This is a genomic window from Bradyrhizobium sp. STM 3566 (assembly GCF_045571445.1).
Taxonomy (GTDB): domain Bacteria; phylum Pseudomonadota; class Alphaproteobacteria; order Rhizobiales; family Xanthobacteraceae; genus Bradyrhizobium; species Bradyrhizobium vignae.
The window spans coordinates 6,198,376-6,225,198 of record NZ_CP120692.1 but is presented as its reverse complement, the minus strand read 5'-3'; the positions used below and the strand labels follow the sequence as shown (position 1 = coordinate 6,225,198).

Here is a 26,823-nt window from a genome sequence, read left to right as displayed (position 1 = left end):
GGTGTGTTGGTTGGAAGCGGACGTCAGAGGGAAGGTGTTCAACAAACGTGACGGCCGCGTCAGGCGCTGCCGTTTCGCGATCAAGTCGTTTTCTAGATGCTGCAAGAGTGCCGCCGTTCATGCAAGCGAAGGCAAAAATCTTCCAGGAGACTTTGAGATTTTCGAGGTTCGCAGCAACTGATCCGCCTGTACCAAAGGCCAAGCGATTCGCGCAGAGTCTCGCGTGATTCACCCTTTGCGGCCGCTGATGCCTCTATCTTCAGCGACCTTAGATGCTTCGGATCCTAGCTTAGCTTGTCCAGCTCGCACAGCAATAGCGGCACAATCGTCGTCCGGTCCTTGCTGCTGAGACCAGTGCCGTACAGGACGCCGGTACCCATCTACGTTGCGCGCGACGTACTCGTCCATGTCGCCGCTCCTCTTCTCCGGCATGATCCCGTCAGACCTGAGGTTGCCGTCCCCTACCAGGAAGCGCTAGCAAGGTTTTCGGTTTGGGCCGACAGCAATCCCGTAGAGCGACTGAACTCTCGCGCATCCCCAGGCTGCTAAGCGCAGTACGACCTGGGGGGCTCCATCGCCGGGTGTGTCAGTATCGTCCTCAACAGGGGCTGGTGCAGGACGGACCGTGCGCTGCCGACGCAAGTAGTAGTTTTCTATACATCCGCCGGGTGGGCAGCCGTGGTGCTCGTCATCCTGCTCTATGTGATCTTCGGCCCTGGATGAGCGTGGTGATCATGGCAGGAGCATAGGTGGTTTGCCGGATCGCGGCTGAGAGACTGCCGGAACGTCGCGTGTTCCGTTAGGCCGAGAGCTCAGACCCTGCATGCCGCGCACCGCGATTTGCTGCTTGCACCACCTCTGTTGGCCTAGCCATCAACGTGCAGGCGTGAATAGTGTCGCCCCCGGTATCAGTTTTTCTTGGTGCTGGCCTCGCGTTGCGAACATGAGCACGTAGAATACGAGGAGAATTAAGAGGCCGCGCATACCAAAGGTATTCCCGAAGCTATTACAATTGTGGAGCGAATTGTACTCCGTGCATTTGATGCAGGCGATGCACGAGCGAATTGCGCGGAACTCGACCGAAGCCCTGTATCAGGCGGCAAACGAGTAGCTGGCCGCGTGAAGGGGCCAGCGTCAGCTCAGCAAATCGACCCTGCCGGTGTCGAGCCGATAAAGGCCCCCGACGACCTTCAGTCTGTTCTGCTCAACTGCCGCGTTCAAAATCGGCCCCGTCGATTTGAGTTTGTTGACATTATCGATTACATTTTGTCGGGTTGCTTCAGCGAACGTGTCACCGCGTTGCTGGCGGGTTACTTTTACCGCAGGCGCAAGCGCAGCGACGAGGGATGAAATGTGTCCCGGCGGCGGCTTATCGTCCTGGAGCGACTTAATCGTGGCGCCTATCGCACCGCAATGATCGTGACCAAGTACCAGGATCAGCGGCGTGTTCAGCACGGCTACCGCATATTCCATGCTGGCGAGCGTGTCATCGTTGGCGAAGTTGCCGGCGAGGCGGCAGACAAACAGATCACCAAGTCCGCTACCGAAGACAAGTTCAGGCGCCACGCGAGAATCGGCGCAGCTCAGGATCGCGGCATATGGATTTTGGCCATCCACTAAGACTCGGCGCTCGCGCTGGAAATCGTCGCGTCGTGATGCGCCCTGGACATAGCGATCGTTGCCTTCCATCAGCCTCTTCAGGGCAGCATCCGGGGAGAGTAGGTTATCTGGCTTGGGGGGCGCTTCTGCTTCCTTAGCATCGACAATGTTGTTGCCAAGCCGCAGGCAAGCCGCCGAAACAGCGAACAGCAACAGCGAGCGGCGCGAAGACGCGAACTTGGTCAGATAGGGCATATTCGGAGAATGGCCTGCTTGCATGTATCTCACCTCATCGCGCGGCTTTACGCCACCCGTTGGCTTCGGCTTCCGCTTCGCTGCAGAGCCAGCGTTCACCGGGCTTCGTCATGTCGAGTTTTTCGTAACTGAGTTGCCCGGGCAGGTGATAAATCCGCTCGCCATTGCGGCCCACGGTGCCTTTTATCACACACTCAGACGAGGGCGGGTCCGATAGCAGGGCGGATCCGAGCAGGAGCTCCTGAGCGTCGACCGGAACCGAGCTCGCGCCGATGATGATCGTCCCCTTATTGCGGCGACGCCAGTCCCAGGGCGCGACGAACGCCCCCGACCATAGCCCTGCACAGGTTTTGCTCGCCACAACCTCATAGATGACGTAAGGACCCGACGAGAGTGCCCAGCCCGAGCGTACCATCCAGGCGTTCACGTCCTCGCCTTCGATGAAGCAACTGCCGCGTGACCGCCAGTACTCATCGACTCCCTTGGTATGACAATCCCACGTTCGTCCGTTCGAATGCTTGATAAGCTCGTCGCGAGCAGCTACCCCGCAAGTCCATTTCCGGCCGTGGGCGTCGAGGCAAATCTGATCAGTCTCAGGAGCTTCGATGCCTGAGAGCCGAATCTTGGTCTGCTCAATCTCGATGGTATTGCCGTCGAGGATGCGCGCAGGGCCCCTGAGCTTCGCCGCGCACACCGGAGATGCGATGACAGCGAGCAATGCGACCACCATTATGCGCTGTTTCATCCCGACAATAACCTTTCGCTCTTGATCCATGTTCACGCACGACCCGGCGCCGCCATTCGACTGCTTAAACGCACTATGCCCGTTATTCGATCGGCATCTTTCGACGTTTACTCTATGAAGGCGTGGCCGTAGTTTCCAAGCTACGACCTGACGCTGCGTGAGGTTCAAGAGATTTCTTCCGGCGTACGTGTCGCGGTATCCGTCGAGCCTCGCCGGTCTCTCTCTCTCTCTCTCTCTCTCTCTCTCTCTCTCTCTCTCTCTCTCTCTCTCTCTCTCTCTCTCTGGGCGCGCACTGCACCCTCTCGACCTGAGGAGAGAAGATCCCCATCGCGCAGCCGCGGGCTCGGTATGCGGGAGAAAGCCGAACCTCGAACGCTGTTTCTCACGCACTTGAAGAACAAAAGTCGCCTGCGAATCTTGAGCGTCGAGTGGAAGCCACGCGTCGAGGAGCAACCTGGCTATCCTTTGTGCCAACTGGGTCTACCCAGCAAGCCCAGGGTGAGGGCGTGCGTTTGCGTCAGGGGAACGGCAGCCTCAGTGGGTTCGTCGTATACGCACCGGGCGGGGATAAGCCGCCCGCATGCCATTCGGTGCGACGCGTCAATCCACAACATGGTTGCCCCATCGCGGCACTCGGGTAGGTCGCTCTGGTGCAGTTTGGCCGACTCAAGCTACAAATTATTCTCAACGATCTCACTACATAATGGGAATGAAATGGTTGCTGCCCCCCGGGAATTGCCGGTCTCTTCTTACGCGCTTGAAGTGGATGGCCGACTCAGAGCCGAATTCGCGACCAGAGACGGCGCCAGGGCAGGCGGAGCAGAACTGAAGAAGCGTTTTCCCATGGTTCAAATCCGGATCTATGACGCGCAGACGAATGCGCGCGAGGAAATTTAGCGCCGACTCAGCCGGCCCTCGATGCCTCGCGAACGGCTCCGGGGCTCCTCGCCGGGGCACTCGGAAAAAGGCCGGTGTCCAGGGGGTGTGCCGGCCCGCTAACAATGCCCCATTTCACTCTTGTTAGGTTTCGTCGCGGCACACGATCGTGCCGCCCGCGCAGCCTCTGCGGCGGCACGCTCACCAGTCAGTCGCGCGATGCCCGGCGTGCACGCCGGATCGGGTTTGGGCCCGAGGCATCTCCAGGTCCAGTCTCTTGAAGAGTAGCATGAAAGAGCTGGTTCGCCCGCAGATTGGTGTCCTCTCACTGGGTCGGAGGGCAAATCGCCAGCTGGCACGCGCCGCTGCGGCCGACCCTACTCCTCGCAGAAAGACTCGAGTCATCGTGCCGGCCGAGTGTTTCCTGACGAGCTGAAGGCTGCGGGAAAGGCTCGCGACTGTTGCGAATGCGTAAGCACCGACGCTTTAGCGTTGATATGTCTTGCAGTTGTTCTGAAGCGTTCGGCGGCAGAAGGAGCAGCGGCGCGATCTTGCTCTGTGACCATTTTACAGGGCTTTTGCTCCTCTCTTACTCTTCCCGTTCCTTTGGCTCAATGCGAGCGAACCAGGAGCCAGGAGGAAAGGCCGCGATACGCTTGGCAAAGGAGGATTGCGGCTCCCAATCTTGACCTTCGCTCTTCTCGAAAGTGATGACCCCGTTGTGTGTAAAAGCAAGGGGTCCTGGAATATTACAGTTCACCAAAAGCAAAACGCGCCACAGATCGCCTTTCTCGTTCGGCTTGTCCTTCTGCTTCGGCAAGTAGTCCACTCCAACAGGCTCAACAATAGTGCAGCGGCCCTGCCGCAGAAGATCGCCGAGCCGGCCTTGCGTGGTCGTCACGAAGTTGAAGTTGCTCGGATCATGCAGAAAGCGAAGATTTGCGTTCCTTTCATCCTCCTTGACTTCAGTAGCGATCAACGAGAGCGCCAGGGCGTGCCAACCCAACTCCATCGGCTTTGCATAGGTCGACGCAAGTTGAAACGTGCCGTCGAGCGCGATTCTCCAGGCGATAACGTTCTGTTCGTCTAATGTATCATCCGGGTGCCTGGTCCACATAACGAAAACATAGTCGTTTTGGTCAAGTTCAATGACGCCCCACATTCGAGGGACAAAAAGTGCCACCTTCGAAACGTTGGAGATAAGTTGTTCTATTGTCTCACCGTCTTGCGCTCGCCACGTTGACTTGAATCTTTCGATATGGGGGCTCTCGATGGCGCGAACACTGTTGCTTGTCGCAGCCAGCGCGGCCATACAGATCAACGATCGGCCGAGACAAAACAATAGCGCGCGTCTTCCAGACACTTTCCTCATAACCGCCGGCCTATTTGGTTTCATCCACACGTCATTCCAAGCGGGCAAGCTTCAACCTGCTATTCGCGAGCGCAAGAAGTTAGCGGCGACGCAACGAGGAGACCGACGGTGTCCCGTGCGAGCGGGCGCTCCCCTCTATGTCACGCGCCGCTAACTTCGCTCCCGGCGACAGCTTCAAGTTGCTGTGCTGGATATGCCCAGCAGGAGGACTGGGCATATCCGAAGACTTGCATTCCTCGTGCCAGGTAATAGACGGCAATTTGCACCGCTTTTTTGTCCTCTTTGTCGGTTTTCCGACTTGCGCACGTCTCGATGTTTACCTTCAACGCTACGCAACGCGGCTTATGCGTCCTTGCACGCACCGAATATTCGACGGCGCAGCTGAACGCCTCGACCAAGTTCCTGATGACAATTGGGAGCACGCTTGCCGCCATAGAACCGTTTCGTTCGTATCGTTGCCGGAATGTGGCTTTCGATCTCTGCCATCCTCTGGGCGCTCGCGGCCAAGAGGCCAGAGCGGCGTTTGCCGCTTCTTTCGCGACGTGCGGCTCGAGAGCAGCCTCCCGTTCGGCCGCTTTGCGGTAGAAGGCCAACGACGACGAAGCCGATCTTCATCGCCGAGCATTTGGCGTTTGGCTGGTACTGCAAATCAACGTGCTGGTCAGGCATGTTGCTGGCTTTGCCAGGTGTCTTAGGGTCTGTACCTAATTAGCGATCTCTGATTCCTTCGCACCAAGTTGATTCGGGATGGGGGACTTCGGTGCGCAAAGGGCTGTTCTGGCTGAACGACAAGCAGTGGGCTCAGATCGAGCCGCATCTGCCAACGAACCAGACCGGCCCGGCGCGCGATGACGATCGACGCATCATCAGCGGTATCATTCACATGCTTCAGTGCGGCGCACGCTGGCGCGATTGCCCGCCCGACTATGGTCCTTACACGACGATCTACAATCGTTTCAATCGCTGGGCTAAGCGCGGACATTGGCAGGCGATCTTTGAAGCGCTCGCCCGCTGCGGCAAGGATGGCGTGACCTTGTCCATCGACTCCACCTCGATCAAGGCGCATCGCTCGGCGAGCGGTGGAAAAGGGGGGAGCATGAACAGGCGATCGGACGCTCGCGCGGTGGGCGGACCACGAAAATCCACGCGCTGAGCGACCCTGATTGCAGACCTTGCGCATTTCATCTCACTCCGGGACAAGACGCAGATATTGCCGCAGGGCCGGCCCTTTTGAAACTCGCGCCGCCCATGTCTGCCCTCATTGGGGACAAAGGCTACGATGGCGACGGCTTTCGCGCCGAAATCGCCAATCGCGGCGCAAAGCCCGTCATTCCAAACAAATCCAACAGGGTGACCCTCCACACCTTCAGCAAACGCGCCTACAAAGGGCGCAATGTTATCGAGCGCTGTTTCTGCCGGCTCAAGGATTTCAGGCGTGTCGCAACTCGCTACGACAAACTTGCCAGGAACTTCTTGGCTGCCGTGCACCTCGCCGCCATCGTCGCCTATTGGATCAATTGAGTCTGAACCCTAGGCTTATTCAGCACGGATCGAGCTGGTCGATAGGGCGGCTGGATGGCGGACGCGCTCGAAGACCGGCGGGAAGCCGGGGCATCAAATGCGTTCTGCTCCAGGCAGCGGTGCCTGCCGGCGCAAGCCGCATTTGTCCCTTCCACCATCTGGCGTGCGGGCCCGGGGCAGCTGTGACGGTTATTACAATATGGCTGACTGGAGAGCCTTTCTCCATCGAGGCAACGATAAGGATGCGCGGCCCTTCGCGTAGCGGATGTCGCAGCACCAGCTTGAGACATAATCTGAGAGGTTGACGGAAGACTTGTCTTGCCGATATCCCAAGTCGTCGAGGTTCTCCGGTCCCACTTGATCCGGAGCTAAGAGGGAAGCCGGTGAAGATGCCGGCGCTGCCCCCGCAACTGTGAGCGGCGAGCCGCTGTCCAACGATGTCACTGAAGCCTGCGCGGCTTCGGGAAGGCCGGACAGCAGCAATGACCCGTGAGCCAGGAGACCTGCCCCGACAATATATTCGTCCACGGGCGGGGTGTCCCGGTGGTGCGCCAAGCAGCCGTCGCACCGTGCGACTTCCCCTGCCTGCGTCCGCCATGGCCTTTGCCCCCAACATGGGGTTACCGCTATGTCTCTTCTCTCCCTTCCGGTTGCCACGCTCGGAACGCCACGCATCGGTCCAAGGCGCGAGCTCAAACTCGCTCTAGAAAGCTACTGGGCCGGAAAAAGCAGCGAACAGCAGTTGCTCGAGGACGCAGCTGGCCTGCGTGCCGCGAACTGGGCTCGTCAGAAATCTATCGGCGTCACGGTCATTCCATCGAACGATTTCTCCCTCTATGACCAGGTGCTCGACACAAGTGTCATGGTTGGCGCCATCCCGGAGATCTACGCTTCGAAATCCGAACTCGTTTCGCTCAAGACGTACTTCGCCATGGCCCGTGGTTCACAAGTCGACGACCAGGATGCGACTTGCGGTGATCAACCGTGCGGAGTTGGCGCACCCGCGCAGGAGATGACCAAGTGGTTCGACACCAACTACCACTACATGGTTCCCGAGTTTCACACGGGACAGACTTTCAGGCTATGCTCTCGCAAGCCGATCGAGGAGTATGAGGAAGCCAAGGCTCTCGGCTTTCAGACCCGCCCTGTCCTGATCGGGCCGGTTACATTCCTAAAGCTCGGCAAGAGTCCCGATCCTGCGTTCCAGCCACTCTCGCTATTAGATGAGCTGATACCAGTCTATATCGAGGTTCTGCAGGAATTGGCCCAACGTGGGGCTAATTGGGTTCAGTTCGACGAGCCCTGCCTGGTTCTTGATCTGGATGAGGGGATGCGAAAATCTTTGCGGCATGCCTATGACCGGCTCGCAAAGGAGGGGCCGGCCATCAAGATCATGGTTGCCAGCTATTTCGGCGACCTCGGCGACAATCTGCACACCGCCTTGAGCCTGCCAGTTGCCGGAGTGCATCTCGATCTGGTTCGAGCGCCACAGTTGTTGGACCAGATCATCGCTGGCGGCCGAAGTGATCTCGTCATGTCGCTCGGTGTCGTCGACGGCCGGAATGTATGGCGGTCGAATTTGTCCTCGCTGCGCCAACGGCTCGAACCCGTGATTGCGAAGCTCGGCAAAGATCGTGTACAGATCGCCCCATCCTGCTCTCTGCTTCATGTTCCGGTCGATGTTGGCCTCGAGACGGGGCTCGCTTCTGACGTCAAGAGCTGGCTTGCTTTTGCGGTCCAGAAGATGCGAGAGCTTGCGATCCTGGCGCGGGCACTCGCAGGCGACCAGAATGTCGCGCCAGCTCTTGCCGAGTCGGAATGTGCCGCGACTGTCCGCCAGACTTCGCCCAAAATCCGTGATGCCAATGTCGCTGTGCGGATGAAAGCGATCGATCAGACCATGCGTCGCCGCGCGAGCCCATTTGCCCGTCGTGCCGAGATCCAAAGCAATCGTTTCGGACTACCGCCTTTTCCTACCACGACGATCGGATCGTTTCCGCAGACCACAGAGGTCCGGAATGCCCGTGCGGCGCATGCGCGAGGCGCGATGAGCGACGAGCAATACGACAGGTTCCTCAAGGAGGAGACTGCGCGCGCTGTACATTGGCAGGAGGACATCGGTCTTGACGTCCTGGTGCACGGCGAGTTCGAGCGCAATGACATGGTGCAGTACTTCGGCGAGCACCTCGCCGGCTTCGCATTTACCAGGAACGGATGGGTGCAGTCCTACGGATCGCGCTGCGTCAGGCCACCGATCCTGTTTGGCGACGTAGTGCGGTCCAAGCCTATCACCGTAGGCTGGTGGTGCTACGCGCAATCGCTCACGAGGAAGCCGATGAAGGCGATGTTGACCGGACCCGTGACGATCTTGAACTGGTCTTTTGTTCGCGATGATATTCCCAGAAGCGAGGTCTGCCGCCAGATCGCGCTCGCGATTCGCGACGAAGTCCGCGATCTCGAGAATGCTGGAGCGACCATGATCCAGATCGACGAAGCGGCGCTTCGCGAAGGATTGCCGTTGCGCCGATCGGAGTGGACGGCTTATCTCGACTGGGCCGTGGATTGCTTCCGGATCTGCTCATCGGGAGTCGCTGATCAGACGCAAATTCATACCCATATGTGCTACTCGGAGTTCAACGACATTATCGGTGCGATCGCTGCAATGGACGCGGATGTCATCTCGATCGAGACGTCGCGCTCGAAAATGGAACTACTCGACGCGTTTAGGAACTACGAATATCCAAATCAGATCGGGCCGGGCGTGTACGACATCCACTCTCCACGCGTTCCCGAGATGGGCGAAATGAAGGAGCTGATGGCGTTGGCTCGGACGCGACTGCACGACTCGCAGCTCTGGATCAATCCGGACTGCGGCCTGAAGACACGCAAATGGGAGGAGGTTCGGCCGGCGCTAGCGAACATGGTCGCTGCGGCCCGCGAACTGCGCGCATCATTCGATCCGCCAGGCCGTTGATCCAGGCTTGGGTCTCTTCTCGACGAGGCGGATCCGCTTGTGGTCATTTGCGCGCTCGGTAATCGAGGTAGCCTTGGGAACAGAAAAAATGCCCGGTCCCGCTTAGGCGGGCCGGGCGAAAGTCTGGAGAAGGAGCGACGCTGACGCATCGGAGCCGAGTTGAAACACAAGCTCAGCCTAGCTCGATTATGCCGTGGTATGCCACCATATAGTCCGAGGTTTATGAATCTACACCAAAGTTTGTCGCTCATGAGCACGTCGGGAACGACTACGACATCAGCGAGCGACGGTGATCCCCGGCGGCCACCGCAGGGCACCACCCGCAAACTCGGCGCGCTTTCCTGCCTGGAAAACTTATGTTCGATCGCGCGATGATAGGAGAAGCCCGGCTTTAAGGATCTCGCAAGCGTAGCCAATGCATGAACCGTCACGAGAGCTCAGGAAGGCTCGGATGCGCCGTTTGCACCGGTGGTCGAGCAAGCGATTATATTGCGCAGAAGCCATTTTGGCAGTAGGGCAGCCTACGCGCGCGCGAGCCCCCCCCATTTTCATTTCGACGGGGTGAACATGAGGCCGCCTGTCCGGCTGTGAAACGGCAGCGATCAATACAGCCCGTTCGTCTCGGCGCCGTGTCACGGGGGGGCGGCCTTGTCGGATGCAAACGCGACCGAGCTCCGTTCGGCCTCGGCTTCTTGCTCCAATTGCAGAACATGCGCTCTTAGCGCATCGGAAGTCGCTGCCGCTGTCTCGCTGAACAGCGGATCTCCATGATCGGTGAGGCCGGAAGCGATTTCGGTCCAATCCTGAGCTGAGAGCGCCTTCAGAGCTGTCGGAAAGAAATCTCGTTCTTCCCACATCATGTGGTGCCGCTCGCGTACTATAAAGTCCCGTATGATATTGCCGACGTCCTGCCGAAAAAGTTCACGATCCGCGAGGATGGCGTCAATAGCCCGCGCGAAGTGGTGCAAACGGTCGACGACTTCCTGGTGTTCGAGCGCGAGATCGCCGATGATTGCAGCTGCATCCGGATCGCGAGCCTTTAGTTTGGAATAAATCAAATCTTCCTGTGGATGATGGTACACTTCAGGATAAACCTCGAAATAGCTGATAATCGCGCGAATGACTTCATAATCAGGACGGATCCCTTTCTCAAAAATCTCCACTTCGCGTTCAAGAGCGACCAAAAGCAGATCAATGTTGCGATGCTCTCGAAGCAAAAGATCGATGATCATTGCGGTGCTCCTGGAGGCACAATGTTGGCTGGCGGCGTTTTTGCGGCTCGGAAGATCGCTTAAGCACCGAATCGGGGCCCTTCGCTGCGCCGCGTTTGTCGCGCCGTTCGACGCGAAAAAGTAGCGCGCTCAAATTTGAGCTGGCGTAAAGCAGCTTAGCCGAAGTGTTGAGTTGCCCACACAAGACGCTGGTCGATGGCGGCTGCTCTCGGGAAAACTGGCGGCCTAGGCGTGCATGGCGGACCCTATCTTGCGAACGTCGATGGGACGCAGATTGTCTGTTCCTGACGAACTGGGAAATTTGGATGTTTTCCCTAGGTAGAAGCCCTTAAGTATTTACACGTAAGTCCGATGAGGAGGGGGCATTGAAATGCGGCCGGCGGGGTCCCTTGGTTGCTCAAACTCGGATCGATATACGGCGGCTGACGTCGTCGCCGCGCTTGATGATTATGCGCCTCCAACGCACGCGATCGTTTGATTTCGAAGACCGAGGTGACTGTCGCCCAGCCAAGCGCAATGACGGAAGGATGGTCCTCTCGTGACCGATTGCCACAGCGTCAACATGCTCACCCGTTTCCAATGCGAAGGAAATCGAACCGTTCACGGCAGCCCGCACTGGGAGCTCCGTTGGAGGATGGACAATATATTGCCGAACTATGCCGTTCTCCGGGCTGACAGACCTTCTGTTATCGGAGCACAAATTTCGGTGACGCAATTGATCTGCTTCAGGTGCGGTCGGGATTCCAAGGAACCAGCAGCTTGGGTTGCATCAATAGCCACCACCGAAAACATGATCGGCTCGTTGCCGTGCACCTGAAAACCCTCCTCGTCGTCTGGACTGCGCAGCTTGAATGCATGAATCGTCGCACCATCTGCGCCGCTGTTAGAGTCCCGCGGTAATGGCGATCCGCATCAACTCGGACATGCTGCGAACATTGGCCTTGGCCATGAGGTTTGCACGGTAAACCTCGACTGTCCGGGGGCTGATGCCGAGATCATGGGCGATCACCTTGTTGATCTTGCCGGCTAATAGTCCCTGCAGGACGTCACGTTCGCGGGAGGAGAGGTCCGCGAGGCGGGCTTCCGCCTGCAGTTTCGCTGCGTCATCGGCGAGTTTCGTTGGCCGCGCTTTCAAGGCACTATTGATCGCACGCAATAGCACCTCCTCTTCGAACGGTTTCTCGATGAAGTCGACCGCGCCCGTTTTCATCGCTTCGACTGCAAGCGATACGTCGGCATGACCAGTTATCAAGATGACCGGGCAGTCTACGCGATTGGCCTTCACTTTGCTGACCAGTTCGAGACCGCTCATACCCGGCATACGGATGTCTGACACGATGCAATCGACTGGACCGCCCGCGTGGTCATTAAGAAACGCGGTCGCTGTCTCATAGGTTGCTACGTAGAAACCGTTAACATCAAGAAGAAACGCGAGCGAGTCCCGCATTGCGGCGTCATCGTCGATCACAAGAATGCGCCGCCCAATCATGTCTCTTTCGCTACGCTCCGCAGATGCCGAGTTAAGGATTGCCACTCGGAGTCGCTTCCGCGACGATATGGCTGCTATATGACGCAATGATCGTCCGGCAGATTGATAGCCTCACACCCATGCCATGGCGTTTGTTCGTGACAAAGGGCTGGAACTGTCGGTCGGCGGATATCAGCGCTTGATCCCGGGCCGTTATCGGCAACGGTATACGTGTCGACCTTGGCAACTTCGCGGCGCGGGCAGGAAGCCATGACCTCGATTCCATTGCGTATCAGGTTTAGCGCGACCTGCTGAATCTGGATCTTGTCGACAATGACCCCGCGGTCGCTGGGGGTCATCATGCGGACGCTTTGCTCCTTGGGGCCACTAGGGCCAGAGCCACAGCTTCTTCAAAGAGCGTGAGCGGAGTCTCCGCAGTGTGCTCGTCCCTGGAAATGAAGTCCCGCAGGCGCTGATGATATCTTTGGCGCGTAGAGCGTGTAGAGGCGGCGCGTTCGAGTGCGCCACCATTGCAGTTGGCGTCCGGCTCGTTGCGCGCCAGCAGAGGCTTTGTGTCCCGCAGTTTGTAATTGCGGAGAGCGGCCGGTGATCTCACGGGCAATAGACGATGCCATTTCACGTATGGCGACCGGGCCGCGACACCCGCACGAGGTCAGATTGCAGCTCTTCCAACCGCCGTTCCTCCGCCGACCCTCGCCGAGATTTCGGATGGAACCGGTGAAGAACCGTTCGGCGCGCACCTTGGCCTCACCGACGGAGGTCGAGCCGTCGCTCGGTTCGCCGACGACGATGCGGCGGATGCCAATGATGTGCCGCTCGTCCTTGGCCAGACAACGTGCGATGCAGCGCTCGTGCTCGGGGCGGTAGAGCTGCGGCAGCAAGCTCGATACATTCATTCCGACCACGTCGTCCGGAGAGAAACCAATTACACGAGCGGCTGGGGCGCTGAACGAGAGAATGATTCTCTTCTCCTCAATCACGATCATGGCGCCCGCGAATTCCGCGATATCGATCATGGCAGCGGGATTAAAGGCCACGCCGATCAAGAGGCAGAGCAGGGGAGCGACGTTAGGCCGGGCAGATCACGAGAGCCAGCGCGGCGGCGGCCGCGGCAATGCCATAGCTTTACCAGACGTGGTCTGACATGTTTCCTGGCAGACGCTCTTATTCGATTCTACATGGTTTCCTACGAGAGGCCACCGGAGCTGAAGGCGCCTCAACTCACATCAATTTATTTCGCGGGATGGCTATTTGGGCCATATGCGCCAGTGCGTCGGCTGCACGGCTACGTGTTCTCCTGTCTTGGCCTTGATCCAGCCGCCGAAGGCCCGGCGGCAAGGAAAGACCACCCGGTGAATGGTACCACCTTCGATCACGGCAATCTCCAGGTCCCGATCTGAGGGTGGCACCGTTTCGAGCCGCTCCCACGTCAGGTCGCCAGTAGATCTTACACGGTGTTCATCGCTGCTGGCTGACAAATTCAGGCAACCTTCTGAACACTTCGCACGAGATGGCTTGGCGCCGCGATCGGGCTCAGCGCAATATTGCCCAGGCGGCGTGGTCTCGATTGCGCCAGTCGTGGCCGGGCTTTTATCGGCCGTGGCGCCGTTGAACCTTTCGCGCCGGGACATGATCTTCTCGCCAGCAGAGATATTGGGATTGGCGCTGCGAAACAACTCCCGGGCTTCGGTTGAATCGATCTGGATCAGCTCAAGCCGCCGGCGGCTGGTATTAACCGCTGTTCTGCAGAAGTTTAACTCGACTGCCGCTCCCGCAGCCTGACCCGCGGCGGGGCGAATGTCCCCATGGTCTGTCATGTCGAACATCCTTCGTTGGTGGGAATCTCCTTGTCCCACGTCGTCAGCGTGGGGCTTTCGGTTGTGATGACGTCAGCCGTTGTGAGCGGGCGCGGCCTTCCCGAGAACCGAAAGAGCCGGAACTCGCTTGGCACCATTCGGATGAGCCTAGCTGCGCTCGGCGTCGATCAGCGCTCGTCCGCGGCTCGATGAAGTGGACGCCTTCGCGCGCGGCGCAGGTTGTTGTGCGCAGGTCATCGGCACGCGGCTTGGGTGGATCCGGCAGCGCTCCTTGAACTGTGTCGCCGGTATCTGGACATGAAAAGATGATGGTGCACCATGTCTTTCTGTCTGCCATGTGTGCGACGTTGAGCAAGAAGCTCACTTCTATCAGTAGGCAGTCGCCGCGTTATTGATACAGGTCAAAAAGAGCTGATGCGCATCTAGATTGGCCCCCCTCGAGCTGCGGCTGCGAGCCGCATATGGGATCGATCGTGATCAATAGCCGGCATTTTTGGCGTGACGGTGCATGGCGCACTCAATCGTCTGTTCAAGACATTCCTCGAGTCATCGGCGACTCAACTTTGTCGGTCGAGGGCATGAGTAGACCAGTGATCCCGCGGTTCAAACCAAAGTGCGATCCGCGAAGCTGGACAAATAGAGGTCGCGTGGTCTGCGGGACAACGGCAGCGCTCGGGCGCTGCCAGAGTCTCAACATTATCTCGATGGTGGAGCGGACAACCTTTTGGGATGCTGCTTGAGGCAGATCAAGTACTCTGGTGGCGCGGGTGGCACAATGGTAGATCAGCAAACCCACCACAAGAGCTGTCATGCCTTCATTTAATGTTCGGTTCATTAAAACCGTTTGTGACGATACCGGCCACGAACATCGTGCCTGTCAGGCAGCCTTCAAAGTCGATGCTGCCTCGTTGAGCGCTGCTGCACAGCAGGCTGAGGCCGACTTCTGCAAGCAAAAGAGTGTCCGCGATTGGACGGTCTTCGCCGATGTGATAGAGCTTCGAACCCCGCCTGCATTGCCGCCGGCATGGGCCGGTTAGCTTGACTTTGGCGCGGGAAATCCGCGAATTGAATTGTGGGGCAATCTGTAATCTAAGCGTGATCCCCGACAGGCTCGCGTCGATCGTCGATTCGAGAACAACATGGTGATACTGGCGTCAAATCGGCGGGCCCGTTGTCTTACCACACCTAAGCGGACCTGCTGGAGGATTTGCCGCCTGCCATTCAACTGGCTCTGCAGCGCTCCTCCAAGCGTCGTACCGGCAGTGCGATCCGGATAAGGATCTGCTCCCACAAATTGCTCTTGTTTGCATGTCAAGAACAAGTCTGCCTCCGGCAGCTGTGGTTGTTTGAAAGAGTATGCATCGTTGGCCAATCTGCACACATCGATGCCCTTGACGGGTAAGGCATCCGCTCAGCCGGTTGTGCGCGAGCCTGTCCCGGACATTCTTACTGGCTTACATGAGCCCGCAGGACATCGATGCGGTGGCCCATGACCGCAATCTGTTTTCATCTGCCTTTCGAACCATGTCACAAAGACGCTCTCCTGAACTTTTGAGCAAGCGTCTCGCAGTTGCCGGCTTTTCGGAGAATGCGCTTGTTGCCGCTATGGAGACGTATCGCGCGATTTGAAGTGGGTGAGCTGGCTTTGTCAGACGAAAGCCCGCTGCGGCGCCGAGCTCGAGAGGCAAAACCATGCAAGTGCGCTCAAAGATTGACCGAGTGAATAGACCCTGCGCGTTCGGTCGTGAGGATCCTCCCGCAGCGCTCTCGCGACTGATCGCTCAATCAGCTCCTCGCCGAAGATCTTGACTTCTGAACATCCCCGCATTCAAAGAGAGGCCGACACAGGGCAAGCTTCATTGCCGCCTTGAAATCCACGACAGGGGTGAAGCAGTCCTTATCTATGCGTGCCGCGACGGTCCTCACCTACATCGGAACAACAGCAACCGAGTACGGGTTGACGTGCGGGCAGGGAAATACTCAGAATAAAAGAAGAATGCCACAGCAGACAATGCTGAATAAAAGGCTGTCATATCGCAGATCTGGCCCCTGTCTACTGAAGGAAATTCGGTTCAACCGTCTCGTTATGTTAGCGATAAATAAGGCGTGCGAAGGCTTCGGTATCCTCGGCGATGCGGAGCACGTGAAGGAAAAGCGGGATTGCCCCCAGGGCATGCTCAAGTACGGGCGAAATCTGGAGAAAACTCGCGTAGGGTCTTTAAGCGTAACTGTTGCTTCGATGTCACCAAATGTATGGACCGGCGATCTACGCTCGTGTCAAACGAGGGACGACATGTTCGATATTTATTTGAACGGGAGACGCGATCTTTTGGTCGTTCCGCGAGGGTTTGCGATCCCGGCGGGGTTGGACGGCAGTTGGAAGCGAAAGAAGCGGGCGGTGCGTTCAGTGAGCGATGTCATTCGGCAAGATGTGCAACAGCGCGGTTACCACAGACGTAGTTTGATCTCAAATCGATCGAAGACGTCAGTCGAGACCTCGTCACGGGCTTAGCCCTATCTCCGTTGGCACATTCTTCAAAACACTGTGGGTAGGATGTCGCCGATGCCGTTGAGAACCTTGCTTACGGCGAAGCAATTTTGCGCTGGCGAGGAAGCAATCCAGGCTGTCGTCGACGGCAGTCGGTATCCTGCTTCATTAGGCTGATGGCGCAAGGTTTCTTTTGGAAAAGCGGCGCACGGCGCCCCGGCTTCCCTCAGGATGAGTATTATGAAGCTTTTGCTCGACTCGATGGCGTGCGCGCGTGACTGTTCAGCTGTCCATACTGAAGATACTTGCCGGCCAGCCGCACGGACGGGCGAGCATCGAAGTCGTTAAGCAGCATTTGGCCATCTATTACAGCAGCGGCCCAGAGTGGCCGGCGCGTATGAAGCGCATCGCGAGCCGCGCGCCGCAGCTCGATATTTTCGGCCAACGGCTGATCGAGCGAGAGGCCGGGTGCTGGATTATTACCAACGAGGGAAGGAAGGCTCTTGAGAGGCTGCTCGAGCTGCTAGATCTGGGTGCTATGCAGGGTTAGGTTGAGCGGGAGATCGCGCAAGAGCCCGAAGATGAGTAGCCACTCATGGTGTCTTCGCAGCTGCGAACGAGCGCGCGCAGAAAGCGTTCCTTGGCAAGCGATTGAGTCGGCGCAAGGGTTATCGGCGAGACGGCTTGCCGCTCAATCCCTTGCTGGTGGCTACATGCCCCGATTAGATCGCGCAAGTTCAGTTTGGAGATAATGCAGTGGCTAGTAGTACTGTGAAGCGGTTCAACGGGACCAAGGGATGATATGGCTTCATCCGACCTGAGGGTGGAGGACCTGATGTCTTCGTGCACTTCGACGCCTTGAATCGAGCCCGGACGACGGACACGAAGGCGAGACCGAATCTAGTATTCGCGCACGGCCCGAAGGGCTCTAGCACTTAGTTAACTAGCGCGGGCTAAACCGCCAATGGGGCTGCATTCAATAACGAAGCCTCTCAACACAGCGTTTGTACGAAATCAGCAATCAGCTGCAGTAGTCCAGACGCCTTCTCTTCCGAAAACATGACCGAGCTAATACTTGGCGCGAGTTCCGATGACTGTTCGTCTTTTTAAGGTCGTCGCTCCGAAAAAACTATGCTACAAGCGCTGCTCTCAGAAGGAGCATTCATCGTGAAAAAAGCAACCAAGAAACGCGTTAAGCGGCGCGAGTGGACGAAGGCTGATATCAAAGAGCTCAAAGTCCATTCGAAGGCTCGGACGCCGGTCATAAAAATAGCAAAGATGACCAAACGCACCGTCGGCGCGCTACGCCAGAAGGCCTTAAATCTCGGAATCGGACTCGGACATCAGCGTTAATTTCAGCAACGCTGGCTAATGGCGCGGCAGGGCGGCTGTCGAGCCGCCCTGTTTGGCCATGAATACTTTGTTGCACATTAGTTTTGCCGTCTGCGCTGAGAGAGTTTTTCACGCACGTGCCGGATGCTCTTCAATGTCGCGGAACGGGCTCCATCGTCTCCTTATCTTTGATCAAGTTTTTTGGAAGGCGGTTCGACGGCCGCTTGCAATGTATGATTGAGTGAAGACATAGCATAGCCACAGACCGGTCTTGAAGATAAAGCCGCTTGGTCCGGGAGCACATGCGATGGGGCCAACCCAGTCCTAGGCGCGTTACCTCGAGAAGCTGACCAGTCGCAGACGAAACCCCTCCGGGGCGAATCTAGTCTTCGTTCGGGCATCAGCTTCTTCAGCTTCGGCGAGGCAGCGCCGGGCCGAACACATCGGCTGACCGCTTTAGCCAAATGGAAACAAACTCGCGAATGGGGACATCCTCGAAGCTCATGCCAGCTAAAGTTTGGGTGTAAGCCGGCGTCGCCGAGCCTGTCGGCTAGGTCGAGCTCCTGGGCGATATGGCGCGCTCAACAGCAATTGAAAAAGCGCTCTGTTAGCTTGATAGATGGCGGCGGGGCGGTTACGTCCTGAACCCATCATCACCTGCGCGCCCTCAGCGTCGTGAAGGGACCACAACCACCTTCGACCGCGCTGCTTTAAGACGTATTCGAAGAATGGGAGACTCATTGGTTAGCGAGCTCCGTTTCTGACAATCGTGGTTTGGTCTTCTGAATGCCAGAGCGGACTCCTGCCACGCGACGCCTCACTCTAGCACGCTTGGCAATGAACTCGCTTGATCGGACAACGCCGCTTTCGTCAAAAGCGAGCTCATCCTGCGCTGCCTGTCCCGACGCGAGATGCTTGCACATTATGGCCGTTAGCGACATTAGCACAATCCGCACATCCTTACGAAGGACTCATGCCGCAAGAAACCGTGTTTCTCTAGCAGCTTTGAGTAGGTTACGAAGGAAGGGTCGACGTGCATCATTCGTGACAGCAGGTTGACCTGTACCCCCGTTTCTTTGCCCAAATTGGTGCACCCATCAGGATCGTTCACCGTGGCCAAGTGGTGCCCAGCATATTTTGATTGGCAAGCTCTTCGAGACACGCATGGATCGATCTGATCTCCCACATGAACCGCCCGACGATCTCGTCTCCGTCAGAAGAGATGCGTCCAAGCGCGCTTGCTTCATCAGGTAAATCCGGAGGCATCTTAAGTCAGGTTCCATCCTTTACAAGCCTCCATTGGCGCCGATTAGGGGAGAGGCAACGCTCGCAAGAGCAGGCAGTCAAACCCGTGGTATAGTTTGGAGGAATGGGCTTGCGCAACAACAGGCGGCCCGGGGCTATGGCTCCGTGTCTTGACGGACCAACGGCAGCATTCAGCTGGCACATGAGATGTCCGCCATGTGGTCTGCTTCTTTGCCGCACTCGCCGAGTTGCCCGCTCTTTTGCCGAGCTTCGTTGGCGTATGCCGAGCATCAGCGAGGTGCATGTCGCATTTGCTGGTTCCATGGCCCATTAACAGGCAGCTTGTAACTACACGTAATAACTTCCGTGTGCCGCGGGCGGTCTTCAGCAAACGTACGTATAGTTTTTGCAACCTTCCCATATCCTATCCCCAATCAATATTCGTGTAATTGAGTGCCGCTTGACTTCGTTTCGAGGTCGAGCAATCGAGGAGGCAAATGCAGTTATTCTTCCGTGATCCCGCCCGATCGATTGAACTGAACGGTTCTGAAATCATGAGTGGCAGAGAAATGCTTGCCGTTTTGACGCTTTGTACGCAAGCGCTTGCCCACGCGATCCTGCGGCTGGGTTTGTTTGGCTTGTTCGAGCGAGCACCGACATGGTTCGAGTTTCAAGGACGAGGGTCTGAACAATGAGCGGATGTTCTGGCTGCTCCCCTAGAGTATGCTTTCTCCTCGGTCTTCCACGATCCGGGACGACACTCCTGGCGCATTTGCTCCAGCACCATCCAGACATTGTGGCTCCGCCTGAACCCTGGTTGATGCTGGCGCTTGAAGCATTTGGCTGGGTGGACCAGCGCCATCCGGCGGGCAGCTCACTGATTGAGGCCGCGACCTCGGAATTCCTGGGGCGGATAGATCGCACAATCGTCAGCCGCGCTTTTGCCGATGCAGCATACGGTCAGTATCTGGCAAAAGCCGGCAAACGCATCATCATAGACAAGACACCACGCTACTGGACGGCGCTTGAGTTTCTTGAATCTGTATATCCAGAAGCGCCACACCTCCTTCTGATGCGCAATCCCTATGCAATCGCCGCTTCACTGAAATCAACGTGGGGCATCCCACTCCAGGCAGAAAGCTCGCATCCGGTCAGCGTCTCTACTCTCGTCGACCTCATGCTTCGTCTGCCCGACGTCATCATATCTTCACTCGCCGATCTGGTTTTAGGCCTTCCCAAGCTCGCCGCGCACCGCATTCGCCCGCAGACACAGGTCGTGCAATACGAACTGCTCGTGGCGCATCCGGACGAGGAAATCCGGCGTCTATTGAGGGGGCTAGGCTGTGATCCGGCGGCCGTCGCACCTGCAGCGATGCCACAAGCAGATTATCTTCGATCCAGCAGCTTCGGAGACCGAAAAATCCTGGAACGAAACGCGGTCGACCAAAACTCTGTCCAGGCATGGCGATCTCAATTGAGCGTCGAAGAGATGCAAACCGTGACTGATCTGGTCGGCGCCGAGCTTTTGGTAGAACTTGGGTATGAGCAAGAACTGCTGCATGCACAGCAGGCCGGAGTCCTGGATAGGGGAGGGGAGGTAACTGAGCTCTATCGTCGGCTATTCCGAGTCTGGTGGGATTTTCGAAGTGCCAAGGCGGGAGAACCCTCCGGCCCCCCTCACGCCGGAGAGTCGGTCCACACTGCTCGGAGCGTTTTGGAGAAAAGTCCCTCGGCGTTGGACATCTCCAAGGTGCGCCAGGCGAACGGTCCATCAGGCGCCAACGTTGAGGAGAATTTGCGCCTGGCCACTTCGATGGCTGTCCAGTTGCAACAGGCGCTATTGGCGTCAGAAGCTGATCGAGCTGCGAGGCTGGATGCCATGTGCGACCGCGACGCGGCTATCGCGATGTTACGAGGCGAGGTCGCGCGGCTTGAGCAGATCCTCAATACCCCTAGGTCGATCTGAATGCTTTCGAGCCAAACACGTCGGGTAATTTAGCCAAGATCCTTGACCCGTACGAGCTGTTCTCCCGATCAGGTGTGACGCGGGCGCCGGCCGCACCAGCGGCACAACAGATATGCTTGCTGTCCAACAGGGCTTTGGACAAGCCATACGCCACTGGCCGGCCGTTCCGCCGCGGATGTTCCCACTCCGGGCTGGAGCCATAGAACGGTGAAGGGCAGAGATGCTGCACCGAATTGAAGATATATGCTGCCGAAACATCTGGGCCGCCTCGAAGCTCAATCGATTGAAATCATGCGTGATGTGGTAGCCCAGTTCAAACGGCCGCTCATGCTGTGCTTCGATCGGAAAAGACTAGCCTAAAGCTGTCGAACAGATCGTTCCGAAACGGTCAGTGATCCGAGTTCGCTCAATTGCCTTCGAGGCGGATGCGACCGCAGCCAGAGGGCCGATCCATTCAAGCGCAAGGGCTTGATACTCATGTGCGACGAGGGCGTACAGTTTCCCAACACCAGCAACAGGAGGATCTCGTCGGCGAGCTGGTTAAGCTCGGTACCTTCATTTGGGGGGTGGCGAGGAATCGTACGTGAACGGCAAGATTGAGCCATCACTCACCTGCAGGTAGCACGCTCGCAGGCGGGAGGCCGAGCGTCCTGAACTGTCAAAGTAGTCATAGCTCGCTGTGAATCTCCGCACGGTGCTGTCTGCGTCGGCTTGTCGCGGGCAGATGCGGGTACGGTCGGCAAAAATTCACGCAAGAAAATGCCCGGAGAGGGTTGAAACGCCCCTAGCGTCAAGTTGTACGCTTTTGAAATGGACGGGACAGTCATCAGCGTCCGAAACCCTCCAATGAGTGACGGAGTGCGAATGCATCAAGCCTCAAGCCCACGCATCAAACTCCCGCTGCCAACGACGATCACCGTGTGTGCCATGCCTTGATCTGCCTCCCAGGCGCGATGACATCCGACTGCATCGTTCCGTAAGGTCAAGGTTTGCCTGCATAGGGCAGGTTCACCGCAAGTCGGTCGGTCGACCTGCCGCTTCGCGACGCAAAAGGCGAGCGCGCTCAACCCGGCACATCCGTGGCTGGATGAGAGCGCGCGTGGGTGCCAGTTGCGTTCGAGGGGGCGGTCGCAAAGCCAATTTCTGAGAGGCGTGAATGGCAACAGTGATGAGCTTTAGGAGCGCTCGCTCCGTATCTGCCATGAGATACGGAGGTTGGCATCCGGCAGGGTTTTCGGACGCCGAGGCGAAACGCGCCCGCGTATGGCGCCTGCCCCGAAGCTGTTGACCGAGAAAGTCGATGCTCGCCACAGGAGCTCCCTGGTGGCCCCAGATCAATTGACCACTACAACCTGAGGAGGAATGGTTTGACGAGACAGCGCTCTTTGCTGACGCCTGGTCCATTGTCGTTATCGCTGGCGGTCAGAAGCCAGATGCAGCTTGATCTCGCATCGCGCGATTGCGAGTTCAAGGAAGTGACCGCCTGCATGAGGCGGCTGATGCTCAACTTGCTGGGAAGTTCTGAGGACTATTCGGTGGTGCCTATTCAGGGAGGCGGCTCTTTTGCAATGGAAGCCGCTCTCTCTTCATTTGTGTCCCAAGCCGACAGGCCGCTCGTTTGCATAAACGGCATCTATGGCGAGCGCATTTTGCGAATCTTGAGGCTGTGGGGCGTCGAAGCGCTGAAGCTCGTCAAGCGAGCGACCGATCCTTTGAATCCTCAAGAAATTGGCGAGTATCTGAGCCGAAATCCCGGCGTTACGCACCTATGTTTCGTGCATTGCGAGACGACAACCGGAATCGTCAATCCGCTGGACGCGATCGTGGAGGAGGCGAGGCGACGTGGCGTAAAGACCATCGTCGACGCGATGAGTTCTTTTGGCGCCCTTAATATCGATCTGCGCCAGCGTGGAGCTGACGTCCTGGTCACCTCGAGCAACAAGTGCATAGAAGGGCCGCCGGGAGTAGCGTTTGTCATCGCGTCTCGCGAGCTGCTCGAGAATGCGGTTCAAGAACGGAGGTCGTTTGTGCTTGACGTGAGAGATCAATGGCTCTCGCTCGAGCGCACTGGTGAGTGGCGATCGACCCCACCCACCCACATTGTTCAGGCAACGACAAAGGCCTTGGAGATTCTGCACGAGGAGGGAATTGATGCCAGGCGCCGCAGGTATGAGAAGATCAGGGACGATCTCGTCAAAGAACTCGAAGGAGTAGTGTCGCCGCTGCTGTCCACGGAGTTGCTGTCGCCGGTCTGCGTCGCGTTCAGTGCGCCGTCCGGAATCGTGGACCAGGCAGGATTTGACGGGCTGTACCGCCACTTGGCGGCTCACAACCTTTACGTCTACTCGAAGCTGCATCTTCCGACGCGGAGTTTCCGCATCGGTTGCATTGGAGAAATCCGATCAAGCTGGATCGAGCAGCTGGGGTGCGCCTTTCGTACATATTTCCGGTCCGGCCAGGCTCGGTCGGTGGCGCCGATGTCGGCGCAAGAGACATGCGCGGCTCGCGCAAATATGCCGGCTCGAACGGCTAAAGAAACGCAGCTGCCGTTCTCGGCTGAGACTGCTGTTCTGCATGCGGGCTATCGACGTGACGTAGCGACGAAAGCCGTCGCAGTGCCGATTTACCAGAATACAGCTTATGAGCTCGATGGCGATCTAAACCACATTGCCGACGTTTACAACGTCAAGGCCGATGGGTTCACCTACACAAGGATCATCAATCCGACGACCCGCGCGTTGGAAAGGCGCTACGCCGCCGTTGATATGGGAAGCGACTCGCTCGCGGTTGCGTCGGGTCAAGCGGCGACGTTCCTTGCTATCGTCAACCTGTCAAGTGGCGAAGTGGGGGACAATGTCGTCGCCTCTCCGTATCTATATGGCAATACCTGGAACCTGCTCCACAACACACTAAAGCGCCTTGGGATCAGCGTGAGGACGGCAGATCCTCGAAAGCCCGAGACCTTTGAGCGTGCCATTGATGATCGCACGATATGTCTGTTCGGAGAGGTGATTTCGAATCCTTGTCTGGTTCCGCTCCCCGTCAAACAGCTGGCCGACATCGGCCGAAAGTACGGCGTGCCTTTGGTCGTGGACAATACGACAACGCCACTGGTATGCCGGCCGTCAGATCTTGGCGCTGCGATTACGACCTACTCCGCAACGAAATATATTTGCGGCCACGGTACGACGCTCGGCGGACTGATCGTTGACAACGGCGAGTTTAGCTACCGGGGAGCCTCTCGCTTTCCCTTGTTCAATCGTCCCGACGATGCGCATGGCGGAATTGTTTGGCATAACGCGGTGCGCGATGTCGACGATCTTGGAAAGAGCGAGTTCCTGCTCAAGGCTCGCATGACCTGGTTGCGCGATACCGGCGCGGCGATCGCCCCGTTTGCGAGCTTTCAACTAATCCAGGGGCTTGAAACGCTGCCACTTCGCATGAAGCAGCACTGCGCGAATGCCAGGATCGTGGCCGACGTTCTCAAGGAGCATCCTAAAGTGCGCCGTGTCTTCTACCCGGGGCTCTTTGAAGGCGCGGATCGGGAAACCGTCGAACAGACACTCAATGCTGCATACGGGCACGGGGCGATGGTCATGTTCGAAGTGGAGGACGAACAAGCCGGGCGCAAGTTCATCCAGAACGTCGACTTGATGTATCACGTTTCGAATGTCGGCGATGCCCGCACGCTCGTGACCCATCCTGTCTCGACGACCCACACCACCGTCCCGCGGGAAAAGCGCGAAGCCGCCGGCATATTTGGCGGCTCGGTCCGGCTTTGCGTCGGCATCGAAGACGTCAACGACATCCTGCGCGATCTGGACAAGGCGCTTTCCGCAATCTGACAACCTGCAAGGCGATCAGGAGGAGGTTCTCATGAATCAGGCAGAAGCTTGGAAATTGAGGTCATCACGCTATGAGGCCGTTCAATTCAGCCGAGAGATCAATAAGCAGCTCTCCGAGTTGAGACCCGACAACATAACGGGAGCTGCTTATATTGCCAAAGATTACGCTGTCATCACAGCGTGCACGCTCGCGACTGTGTCGGTCTCATGGTGGCTCTACCCGCTGGCCGTCATTCTAATTGGTGCCTATCAGCGCGGATTGACAACCATCGCTCATGATGCGGCTCACCGCACGCTCGCGAAGAACACGACCTGGAACTACGTGCTGGGCATTCTGTTCGCCTCCTATCCGTTGTTCCAGCGCCACTGGGCCTACCGGATCTCGCACGTCTATTTGCATCATCCCTATCTTGGAGACCCGGACAAGGATCCCGACCTGAAGTTCTTCCTGGCCAGCGGCGTTTACGACGTGCAGCCTCCGGAGCGGTACGCTTTCAACATGATCTGGAAGCCGATCTTCGGTGGCGCGACAGTGGCGTATCTGAAGTATCTTTGGACCAATCGATTTTCGATCACAGAGGTCGATGATCAGAGCCGCTCCGGCATACTTATCGACAAGTATGGCTTCTATCTCTTCTGGGTCACCATCCTGGGCGGCTCATATGCTGTTGGGCTGCTCCATATCGTCGTCCTGTTTTGGATCGTGCCCTATCTCACCACGTTTCAGGTCCTCGGCTGGTTTATCGAGCTCGCCGAGCACTCACCTATGTGCGAAACCGAGACGCAGAACGTCTATCTCACCCGGAATCGGAAAGGAAATTTCCTCGAGCGGGCCATCCTTGGGCAGAATTTGGATGAGTACCACCTTGAGCATCACCTTTCGCCCGGTATCCCGTTTTGGCTGTTGCGCAAAGCTCAGAAAATCCGAATGCAGGATCCGAACTACGCGAAGGTTGCCGCGACTTGGGGCGGGCTCTTTGTCAAGGGACCTCAAGGTCAACCTAGCGTCATAGCTCAGTTGAAGGAGCGAAATCGACGCTTGTATGAGCAGTCCCTTGCCGAGGTTCGCACCCGAGGGCAGGTCGCGTGACGTTGTTACGGCCAGAGAGCACCCGAGCCGTGGTCGGCGTCACTTCAAACCGTCTTCTGATCGATGGTGTGCATCGCGACTGGTTGCGGCGCAAGTACTTGCAGGCACTCCATCGTCATGCGGGAGTGGCTTGCATCATATTGCCGACGGTCGACGCCGAAGATGCGAGGGAGGAGGTCGCCCCGGCGATCATGCGCCGGCTCGACGGCTTGGTGTTGACGGGTGATGAATCGAACATCGACCCGGCCGTCCTGAGAGCGCCTGCGTACTTGACGGACGCTGATCGGCAGGACGTTGAGGTTGGGATCCTCGACCGTCCGCGGGACAGGCTCTCTGCCGTAACTATAAAGAGCGCTATCGCGCTCGGAATGCCTATTCTGGGCATCTGCCGTGGGCTTCAGGAACTCAACGTCTATTTCGGCGGCACGCTCCGCTCATCGCTTGCCGAGTGGAGCCCGGAAAGTGGCGCGATGCATGCCGAGAAGCCAGACCGTCCAAGAGACCGCCAGTACGACGCCGCGCACAGCGTCAGGATATGTTCCGATGGCCCGCTCTTTCCAATCGCGCGGACGATCGACGCGCAAGTCAACTCGCTGCACAACCAAGGCATCGAGGCGCTTGCCCCAGCGCTGAGGCCCGAGGCGTGGGCGCCCGATGGTTTGGTCGAGGCGGCCTCGGTCATTGGCGCCCCAACGCTGCAAATCGGTGTGCAATGGCACCCCGAATGGCACGTTTCAACCGATCCCCTCAGCAAGCAACTCTTCAAGGCATTTGGAGAGGCGTGTGTGGGGTACCACCAGACTAAGAAGAACTAGAGGCGGATTGTGACATTTCAAACCAAACGTGGTCCGTGCGGGCCGAAAGGACAGTCCTTCGGAACCGATGCACGCGCCTGGTCCTGCGAGGGTCGCGCGCCGCCTCGCGGGCACAGGAAAACTGGGCGATTAACGGGTCCCTTCGCTCTAGGGGTCTTCTTT

At 57.7% G+C, this 26,823-nt stretch carries 18 protein-coding genes, 2 pseudogenes and 1 riboswitch; of the genes and pseudogenes, 11 read left to right on the top strand and 9 right to left on the bottom strand.

Annotated elements, in window-relative coordinates; all coding sequences use genetic code 11:
- Positions 1–1,134: 1,134 nt before the first annotated feature.
- Together P6U27_RS29940 and P6U27_RS29935 are read right to left on the bottom strand one after the other, a co-directional pair.
- A complete protein-coding gene (locus P6U27_RS29940) occupies positions 1,135–1,878 on the bottom strand; it encodes a carbonic anhydrase (RefSeq protein WP_122406864.1) in 744 nt (247 codons plus the stop codon).
- A gap of 10 nt (positions 1,879–1,888) precedes the next feature.
- Positions 1,889–2,599: a thermonuclease family protein gene (locus tag P6U27_RS29935; RefSeq protein WP_209294498.1), complete on the bottom strand. Its 711-nt coding sequence runs from the start codon at positions 2,597–2,599 to the stop codon at positions 1,889–1,891.
- A gap of 714 nt (positions 2,600–3,313) precedes the next feature.
- On the opposite strand from P6U27_RS29935, the gene P6U27_RS29930 reads away from it, so the two are divergent.
- Positions 3,314–3,496 carry a hypothetical protein gene (locus P6U27_RS29930; protein WP_122405163.1) on the top strand — a complete coding sequence of 61 codons (183 nt, stop codon included), beginning with the start codon at positions 3,314–3,316 and terminating at the stop codon, positions 3,494–3,496.
- 568 nt (positions 3,497–4,064) lie between these two features.
- Here the strand turns inward: P6U27_RS29930 and P6U27_RS29925 are convergent.
- Complete coding sequence (locus tag P6U27_RS29925) at positions 4,065–4,787, bottom strand: nodulate formation efficiency C protein (protein WP_244607773.1); 723 nt, start codon at positions 4,785–4,787, stop codon at positions 4,065–4,067.
- 820 nt (positions 4,788–5,607) lie between these two features.
- On the opposite strand from P6U27_RS29925, the pseudogene P6U27_RS29920 reads away from it, so the two are divergent.
- Together P6U27_RS29920 and metE are read left to right on the top strand one after the other, a co-directional pair.
- Positions 5,608–6,368: pseudogene (locus tag P6U27_RS29920) on the top strand (IS5 family transposase).
- 323 nt (positions 6,369–6,691) lie between these two features.
- A riboswitch (cobalamin riboswitch) is annotated at positions 6,692–6,894 on the top strand.
- Positions 6,895–6,996: 102 nt separating this feature from the next.
- Positions 6,997–9,342: a 5-methyltetrahydropteroyltriglutamate--homocysteine S-methyltransferase gene (gene metE / locus P6U27_RS29915; RefSeq protein ID WP_407193008.1), complete on the top strand. Its 2,346-nt coding sequence runs from the start codon at positions 6,997–6,999 to the stop codon at positions 9,340–9,342.
- 632 nt (positions 9,343–9,974) lie between these two features.
- On the opposite strand, the gene P6U27_RS29910 is transcribed toward metE, so the two are convergent.
- The 6 genes from P6U27_RS29910 to P6U27_RS29885 all read right to left on the bottom strand — a co-directional run bounded on the left by P6U27_RS29910 (position 9,975) and on the right by P6U27_RS29885 (position 14,833).
- Entirely contained in the window at positions 9,975–10,574 is a 600-nt protein-coding gene (locus P6U27_RS29910) for a hemerythrin domain-containing protein (protein WP_407193007.1), read from the bottom strand.
- A gap of 883 nt (positions 10,575–11,457) precedes the next feature.
- A complete protein-coding gene (gene fixJ, locus P6U27_RS29905; RefSeq protein ID WP_122405158.1) occupies positions 11,458–12,063 on the bottom strand; it encodes a response regulator FixJ in 606 nt (201 codons plus the stop codon).
- A gap of 74 nt (positions 12,064–12,137) precedes the next feature.
- A complete protein-coding gene (locus P6U27_RS29900; protein WP_244607772.1) occupies positions 12,138–12,404 on the bottom strand; it encodes a hypothetical protein in 267 nt (88 codons plus the stop codon).
- A 48-nt stretch (positions 12,405–12,452) separates the two neighbouring features.
- On the bottom strand, positions 12,453–13,100 hold the full coding sequence (locus P6U27_RS29895) for a PAS domain S-box protein (protein ID WP_407194497.1): 648 nt from the start codon (positions 13,098–13,100) through the stop codon (positions 12,453–12,455).
- Positions 13,101–13,310: 210 nt separating this feature from the next.
- Positions 13,311–13,880, bottom strand: coding sequence for a hypothetical protein (locus tag P6U27_RS29890; RefSeq protein WP_407193006.1), 570 nt, complete (start codon positions 13,878–13,880; stop codon positions 13,311–13,313).
- Positions 13,881–14,695: 815 nt separating this feature from the next.
- The gene (locus tag P6U27_RS29885; protein WP_160118887.1) at positions 14,696–14,833 is read right to left on the bottom strand and encodes a hypothetical protein; all 138 of its coding nucleotides are present in this window, start codon (positions 14,831–14,833) and stop codon (positions 14,696–14,698) included.
- Positions 14,834–16,642: 1,809 nt separating this feature from the next.
- On the opposite strand from P6U27_RS29885, the gene P6U27_RS29880 reads away from it, so the two are divergent.
- From P6U27_RS29880 to P6U27_RS29845, 8 genes and pseudogenes are all read left to right on the top strand, one after another.
- Positions 16,643–16,918: a hypothetical protein gene (locus P6U27_RS29880; protein WP_407193005.1), complete on the top strand. Its 276-nt coding sequence runs from the start codon at positions 16,643–16,645 to the stop codon at positions 16,916–16,918.
- Positions 16,919–17,124: 206 nt separating this feature from the next.
- Positions 17,125–17,307 (top strand): annotated as a pseudogene (locus P6U27_RS29875) (cold-shock protein).
- A 228-nt stretch (positions 17,308–17,535) separates the two neighbouring features.
- On the top strand, positions 17,536–17,721 hold the full coding sequence (locus P6U27_RS29870; RefSeq protein ID WP_174221599.1) for a hypothetical protein: 186 nt from the start codon (positions 17,536–17,538) through the stop codon (positions 17,719–17,721).
- Positions 17,722–19,442: 1,721 nt separating this feature from the next.
- Positions 19,443–19,640 (top strand): hypothetical protein, encoded by a 198-nt coding sequence (locus P6U27_RS29865; RefSeq protein ID WP_407193004.1) that lies wholly within the window; start codon positions 19,443–19,445, stop codon positions 19,638–19,640.
- Positions 19,637–20,911, top strand: a complete 1,275-nt coding sequence (locus P6U27_RS29860; protein WP_407193003.1) for a sulfotransferase family protein — start codon at positions 19,637–19,639, stop codon at positions 20,909–20,911. Before P6U27_RS29865 ends, P6U27_RS29860 begins: the two co-directional genes overlap by 4 nt.
- 1,367 nt (positions 20,912–22,278) lie before the next feature.
- Complete coding sequence (locus P6U27_RS29855; protein ID WP_407193002.1) at positions 22,279–24,756, top strand: 2-aminoethylphosphonate--pyruvate transaminase; 2,478 nt, start codon at positions 22,279–22,281, stop codon at positions 24,754–24,756.
- A gap of 31 nt (positions 24,757–24,787) precedes the next feature.
- Positions 24,788–25,846 (top strand): dhydrorhizobitoxine desaturase, encoded by a 1,059-nt coding sequence (gene rtxC / locus P6U27_RS29850; RefSeq protein ID WP_122405150.1) that lies wholly within the window; start codon positions 24,788–24,790, stop codon positions 25,844–25,846.
- Positions 25,847–25,875: 29 nt separating this feature from the next.
- Positions 25,876–26,661, top strand: a complete 786-nt coding sequence (locus P6U27_RS29845) for a gamma-glutamyl-gamma-aminobutyrate hydrolase family protein (RefSeq protein ID WP_407193001.1) — start codon at positions 25,876–25,878, stop codon at positions 26,659–26,661.
- The last annotated feature ends 162 nt before the right edge of the window (positions 26,662–26,823 follow it).